Annotated in this window: 6 protein-coding genes; 2 read left to right on the forward strand and 4 right to left on the reverse strand. The window is 66.2% G+C overall.

Annotated elements, in window-relative coordinates; genetic code table 11:
• The 4 genes from AC1DY5_RS37005 to AC1DY5_RS37020 form a co-directional block, all read right to left on the reverse strand.
• On the reverse strand, positions 1–1,354 hold a 1,354-nt coding region (locus AC1DY5_RS37005; protein WP_478119453.1), incomplete at its 3' end, for an ATP-binding cassette domain-containing protein.
• The gene (locus AC1DY5_RS37010) at positions 1,351–2,391 is read right to left on the reverse strand and encodes an ABC transporter permease (RefSeq protein WP_478119454.1); all 1,041 of its coding nucleotides are present in this window, start codon (positions 2,389–2,391) and stop codon (positions 1,351–1,353) included. The genes AC1DY5_RS37010 and AC1DY5_RS37005, both read right to left, overlap by 4 nt.
• Positions 2,384–3,418, reverse strand: coding sequence for a microcin C ABC transporter permease YejB (locus tag AC1DY5_RS37015; protein WP_478119455.1), 1,035 nt, complete (start codon positions 3,416–3,418; stop codon positions 2,384–2,386). The genes AC1DY5_RS37010 and AC1DY5_RS37015 overlap by 8 nt, the downstream gene beginning before the upstream one ends.
• A 7-nt stretch (positions 3,419–3,425) precedes the next feature.
• Positions 3,426–5,222, reverse strand: coding sequence for an extracellular solute-binding protein (locus AC1DY5_RS37020; RefSeq protein WP_478119456.1), 1,797 nt, complete (start codon positions 5,220–5,222; stop codon positions 3,426–3,428).
• Between the two features lie 37 nt (positions 5,223–5,259).
• Between AC1DY5_RS37020 and fabI the strand changes: the two genes are divergently transcribed.
• Together fabI and AC1DY5_RS37030 are read left to right on the forward strand one after the other, a co-directional pair.
• On the forward strand, positions 5,260–6,045 hold the full coding sequence (fabI, locus tag AC1DY5_RS37025; RefSeq protein ID WP_478119457.1) for an enoyl-ACP reductase FabI: 786 nt from the start codon (positions 5,260–5,262) through the stop codon (positions 6,043–6,045).
• Between the two features lie 61 nt (positions 6,046–6,106).
• Positions 6,107–6,652, forward strand: a 546-nt coding sequence (locus AC1DY5_RS37030) for a DNA ligase (RefSeq protein ID WP_478119458.1), incomplete at its 3' end; no start/stop codon positions are given.

Raw genomic sequence — 6,652 nt, forward strand, 5'->3', positions numbered from 1 at the left:
GCTTCGGGTCGACGATCAGGGCCCGTGCGATCGCCAGCCGCTGGCGCTGGCCGCCGGAAAACTCGTGCGGATAGCGCTCGAGCAAGGCCGGGAACTGGGTTTCGCCGAGCCMGACATCGGCCAGGGCAGTCAATGCCCGGTCGCGGCGAGCGCGGGCGTCCAGTGCCGGCGCATGCACCGTAAGTCCCTCGCCGACGATCTGCTCGACGGTCATGCGCGGCGACAGCGAGGAAAACGGATCCTGGAAGACCACCTGCATCAGCCGGCGCAGCGTACGGTCGCTGTTGCCGCCCGCGGCCCACTGCCGCCCCGCGACGGCCAGGCGCCCCTGGTGCTTCAGGAGCCCGAGCGCCGCCAGGGCCAGGGTCGACTTCCCCGAGCCCGATTCACCGACGACGCCGAGCGTCTGGCCCGGCGCGATGCGGAAATCGGCGCCCTGGACGGCGACGAACTCGCCCTTTGTGAACCAGCCCCTGATGCCGGGTCTCGGCACCGGATAGATCACGCGCAGCCCGGCGGCCTCGAGCACCGGCGGTGCCTGCGGATCGACGGCCACCGGCGCGACATCGCGGGTCGGCCGGCTGTCAATCAGCTTGCGCGTGTAGGGGTGCCGCGGCGCCTCGAAGACCGTGGCCACCGGGCCTTGCTCGACGATGTGGCCGTTCTCCATCACGGCCACGCGATCGGCGAAACGCCGGACCAGGTTCAGGTCGTGCGTGATCAGCAGCACCGCCATGCCGTGCTTGCGTTGCAGGTCGGCGAGCAGATCGAGGATCTGCCCGCGCACGGTGACGTCGAGCGCGGTGGTCGGCTCGTCGGCCAGCAGCAGGCGCGGCTTGCAGGCCAGTGCCATCGCGATCATCGCCCGCTGGCGCTGGCCGCCCGAGAGTTGGTGCGGGAAGGCCCCGGCCCGCCGCGCCGGCTCGGGAATGCCGGTATCGGCCAGCAACTGCACTGCCGCCGCGAGGGCGTCCCGGGACGACAGGCCCTGGTGTAGCTCGAGCACCTCGGCGATCTGGTCGCCGACCGGATAGAGCGCATTCAGGGCCGTCATCGGCTCCTGGAAGATCATGGCGATCTCCTTGCCGCGGATGCCGCGCAACTGGCGCTCGGGGATCTGGAGCAGGTCGCGTTCCCTCCCCCTGCCCTCGCCGGCGAACGTCGCGCGGCCCGACAGCTGCGCGTTCTGCGCCAGCCGCAGCAGGCTCAGGGCGGTCACGGTCTTGCCGGAGCCCGACTCGCCGACCAGCGCGAGCTTCTCGCCGGACGCGATGTCGAAGTCGATGCCGTGCACGACTTCCTTATCACCGAAGGCGGCGCTCAGGCCGCGCACGCTCAGGAGTGCCTCGCTCATTGCTCCGCCTTCCGCGGATCGAGCGCGTCGCGAAGCGCGTCGCCCATGAAGGTCAGCAGCATGAGGGTCAGCACCAGCACGCCGAAGGTCGACATCGAGATCCACCAGGCATCGATGTTGGCCTTGCCCTGGCTCAGCAGTTCGCCGAGCGATGGCGTGCCCGGCGGCACCCCCAGGCCGAGGAAGTCGAGCGAGGTCAGCGCCAGGATGGCCGCGCTCATGCGGAACGGCAGGAAGGTCACCACCGGCGTCATGCTGTTGGGCAGGATGTGCCTCCACATGATCTGCAGGTTGCCGACCCCGAGCGCGCGCGCGGCGCGCACGTAGTCCATCTGGCGGTTGCGCAGGAACTCGGCGCGCACGTAGTCCGACAAGCCCATCCAGCCGAACAGGCTCAGCAGGATCAGCAGCAGCGAGACGCTGGGCGCGAAGATCGCGCTGAAGATGATCAGCAGGTAGAGCTCGGGCATCGAGCCCCAGATCTCGATGAAGCGCTGGAACGCCAGGTCGATCTTGCCGGCGAAGAAGCCCTGGATGGCGCCGGTGACGATGCCCAGCACCACGCCGACGAAGGTCAGCGCCAGGGCGAACAGCACGCTCACCCGGAAACCGTAGATGAGTTGCGCCAGCAGGTCGCGGCCGCGATCGTCGCTGCCGAAGAAATTCTCGGCCGAAGGCGCCGCCGGATTGGGGGATGTCGCGAAGTAGTTGAGCGTCTTCGGGCCGTACGGATTCGGCGCGTAGAGGGCCCAGTTGGCGCCGGCGGTGATGCGCTCGCGAATGAACGGATCGAGATAGTCGGCCGGGGTCTCGAAGTCGCCGCCGAAGGTCTTTTCGGAATAGTCGCGCAGCACCGGAAAGTAGGTCCGGCCTTCGTAGCGCACCACCAGCGGCTTGTCGGTGGAGAGCACTTCGGCGAACAGGCTCAGCACCACCAGCAACGTGAACAGGACCAGGCTCCAGTAGCCGAGCCGGTTGCGCTTGAAGCGCAGCCAGGCACGACGGCCGGGCGAAACAATGGCGCGGCCGCTAGTCAAACTTCACCCTCGGGTCCACCATTACGTAGCAAAGATCGCTGACCAGCTTGGTCACCAGGCCGATCAGCGTGAACAGATAGAGCGTGCCCAGCACCACCGGATAGTCGCGCCGGATCACGCTCTCGTAGCTCAGCAGACCCAGGCCATCGAGCGAGAAGAGGGTCTCGATCAGCAGCGAACCCGTGAAGAAGGCGCCGATGAATGCCGCCGGAAAACCCGTGACGATGGGGATCAGCGCGTTGCGGAACACGTGCTTCCACAGCACCTCGCGCTCGGTCAGGCCCTTGGCCCGCGCGGTCAGCACGTACTGCTTGCGGATCTCCTCCAGGAACGAGTTCTTGGTCAGCATGGCCGTGACCGCGAAGCTGCCGAGCACCATCGCCGTCACGGGCAGCGCAATATGCCAGAGGTAGTCCACGATTCTCGCGCCCCAGCCCATGGACTCCCAACTCGACGAGGTCAAGCCGCGCAGCGGAAACCACTGCAATTGCCCGCCGAAGATCACCAGCAACGCGACACCGAGCACGAAGCCCGGAATCGCATAGCCCACCAGCACCAGCAGCGTGGTCAGGAAGTCGAAGCGCGAGCCCGCCCTGACCGCCTTGGCGACGCCCAGCGGCACCGCGATCAGGTAGCTAATGAAGAAGGTCCACAGTCCCAGGCTGATCGACACCGGCATCTTTTCCTTGACCAGATCCCACACGGCCTTGCGTTGATAGAAACTGGTTCCGAGGTCGAAGTGCGCATAGGACTTCAGCATCTGCCAGAAGCGTTCGAGCGGCGGCTTGTCGAAGCCGTAGAGCTGCTTGATCTCCTCGATGCGCTGAGGGTCGAGCCCCTGCCGCCCCCGATAGCCGGCGCCGCTTGCGGCGGCCCGCTCGCCGCCGGAATCGCGGCCCTGCAACTGGGACACCATCTGCTCGACCGGCCCGCCCGGCACGAACTGGATCACGACGAAGGTCAACAGCAGCACGCCGAACAGGGTCGGCACCATCAGCAGCAGGCGTTTGAGGATGTAGCTGACCATCGCCTTCCTATTTGTTGGAGGGCGATGCCCACCAGGTGCTCATGGCCCAGTCGTGGGCGTCGTAGTAGGGCGGGATCACGGGGGGCAGCACGAACGGCTTCGGATGGTAGCCGATCAGGAAGGCACCGCCGTAGTACTGCGGGATCGAGTAGTAGCCGTGGGAAAGCACGCGGTCGAGCGCACGCATGGCAGCACTGAGTTCAGGGCGCGTGGTGGCGCTCACGACCTTTTTCACCAGCGCATCCACGGCCGGGTCGGCGATGCCCCAGATGTTTCGCGAGCCATGGGTCGTGGCGGCCTCCGAACCGAACAGTTCGAGCAGTTCGCCGCCCGGCGCCGTGCTGCCCGGCAGGCGCACGGTCGTCATCTCGAATTCGAAGTTGTCCATGCGCTGCTGGGCCAGCGAGAAGTCGACGGTGCGAAAGGTCATCTGGATGCCCAGCTTCTGCAGCGCCGACTGGAAAGGCGTCGCCACCCGGATCAGCGAAGGCTGGTCGTTGAGAAACTCGATCGTGAAGATCTCGCCCTTCTCGTTGCGCAAGGCGCCATCCCGGTAGATCCACCCCGCTTCGGCCAGCAAGGCGCGTGCCTTGCGCAGATTCTCGCGCAGGCTGCCCGGCGGCGAAGTACTCGGCGAGACCACGGCAGGGCCGAAGACCTCGGGCCGCAGCTTGTCGCGCAAGGGTTCGAGCAGCGCCAATTCTTCCGGCGTGGGCAGTCCTTCGGCATGAAACTCGCTGTTCGGGAAATAGCCTTCGACGCGCTTGTAAAGCCCGTAGAAGAGCTGCCGGTTGAGCCACTCGAAATCCACCGCGAGCCCGATCGCCTGACGCACCCGGATGTCCTTGAAGTTCGGATTGCGCACGTTGAAGACATAGCCCTGGAAATCACCGGGATTCCTGTTCTCGAAGGCCCGCTTCACGATCTCGCCGGAATCGAACTGCTTGCCCTTGTACTGGCGGGCCCAGTTGCGCGACGTGAACTCGCGCATGAAGTCGTATTCGTCGGCCTTGAGGCCCTCGAAGCGCGCCGTGTCGTCGAGGTAGATCCGGTAGGTGACGCGGTCGAAGTTGAAGAAGCCCTTGCGCACCGGCAGCTCGGCGCCCCAGTAGTTCGGATCGCGCGTGTAGGTGATGTCGCGGCCCATGCGCGGGTTCACCAGCTTGTAGGGACCCGAGCCGATCGGCAGGTCGGTCGTGATCTGGTCGAAGGGCTTGCCGCCGCCCCAGGCCCGGCTGAACACCGGCATGCCTCCGACCACCAGCGGAAGCTCGGGGTTCGGACTCTTGAAATCGAAGCGCACGGTGCGGTCGTCTACCGCCTTGACGCCCTTCACTTCCGCGTAGATCGTCTTGAACTGGGGGGCCGCCAGCTTGCTCGTGAGCGTGGTGAACGAATGGACCACGTCGGCCGCGAGCACCGGGCTGCCATCGTTGAAACGCGCCTTTGGATGGATCCTGAAGGTGGCGGACTTCTTGTCCGCGGCAACCTCGACGTCCTCGGCCAGCAGACCGTAGGCTGTGGTCGGCTCCTCCGCATTGCCCGTCAACAGGCTCTCGAACATCAGGTTGCCGATGCCGTACGGTGCCGTGCCCTTGAGCGTGAAGGGATTGAACTTGTCGAAGTTGGTCGGCCGCGTCGGCGGCACCATGCGCATTTCGCCGCCCTTGGGCGCCTGCGGATTGACGTAGTCGAAGTGCGTGAAGCCCGGCGGGTACTTGATGTCGCCGAACTGGGCGTAGGCGTGCGCCGCCCAGGACGGCGCCGCGCAAAGCGCCAACACGAAAAGAAGCCAAACCCGCATGCGAGAATTCTGCCCAAGATTTACACGAGGTCGTCCCATGGGCTTTCTTTCCGGCAAAAAACTTCTGATCACGGGCGTTCTGAGCAACCGCTCCATCGCCTACGGCATCGCCAAGGCCTGCCATGCGCAAGGCGCCGAGCTGGCTTTCAGCTACGTCGGCGAGCGCTTCAAGGACCGCATCACCGAGTTTGCGGCCGATTTCGACTCCAAGCTGGTGTTCGACTGCGATGTCGGCGACGACGCCCAGATCGACAAGCTGTTCGCCGACCTGACCCAGACCTGGCCGAAGTTCGATGGCTTCGTCCACAGCATCGGCTTCGCACCGCGCGAGGCGATCGCCGGCGACTTCCTCGAGGGCCTGTCGCGCGAGGGCTTCAAGGTCGCGCACGATATCAGCGCCTACAGCTTTCCGGCCATGGCCAAGGCGGCCCTGCCCTACCTCAACGACAGGTCGGCTCTGCTCACGCTGACCTACCTGGGCGCGATCCGGGCCCTGCCCAACTACAACACCATGGGCTTGGCCAAGGCGTCGCTAGAAGCTTCGGTGCGCTACCTCGCCGAGTCGCTGGGCCCCAAGGGCATGCGCGTCAACGGCATCAGCGCCGGTCCGATCAAGACCCTGGCGGCCAGCGGCATCAAGGATTTCGGCAAGCTGCTGTCGGCGATCTCGAAGGTGGCGCCGATGCGCCGCAACGTGACCATCGAAGAGGTCGGCAATGTCGCCGCTTTCCTGCTGAGCGATCTCGCGAGCGGCGTGACCGCCGAGATCACCTACGTGGACGGCGGCTTCAGCCAAGTGGTGGGTGGGGTTTCGGAAGGCTAGTCGCGTTCCGGGCGATCAGGCGCGACGGCGGCTCGGCAGAGGTGGGGGGGAGGACTTGTCAATGAACAAGACGAATCGACGGGCTTTCGTCCTGGCGGGACTGGCCGCGCTGGCGTCGACAGCGCTGGCGGGCAGTGCCGCGCCGCCCCTGATGCTGGCCGAGGTGTATAGCCCCGGCATGTCGCTGGCGGACTATTGGGTCAGCGAGAAGTTCGACGGCGTGCGGGGCTATTGGGACGGCAAGCAGCTGTGGACCCGCGGCGGCGAGCGGGTCGCGACGCCGGCGTGGTTCACCGCCGCGCTGCCGGCGGTCCCGATGGACGGCGAACTCTGGGCTGGGCGCGGCCGATTCGAACACGCGGTCTCGACCGTGCGCAGCCAGACGCCGAACGATGTTGCGTGGCGCCAGATGCGCTTCATGGTGTTCGACTTGCCGGCCGCGCCGGGCGACTTCACAACCCGGCTGGCGGCCCTGCGCAAGCTGCTGCCGATCACCGAGGCCCCGTGGATCGTGCCGGTTCCCCAACTTCGCGCCACCACCCACGAAGACCTGCAGGCCCTGCTCGACAAGACCGTGCGGATGGGTGGCGAAGGGCTGATGCTGCAC

Source organism: Variovorax sp. P4_D9 (assembly GCF_056401695.1).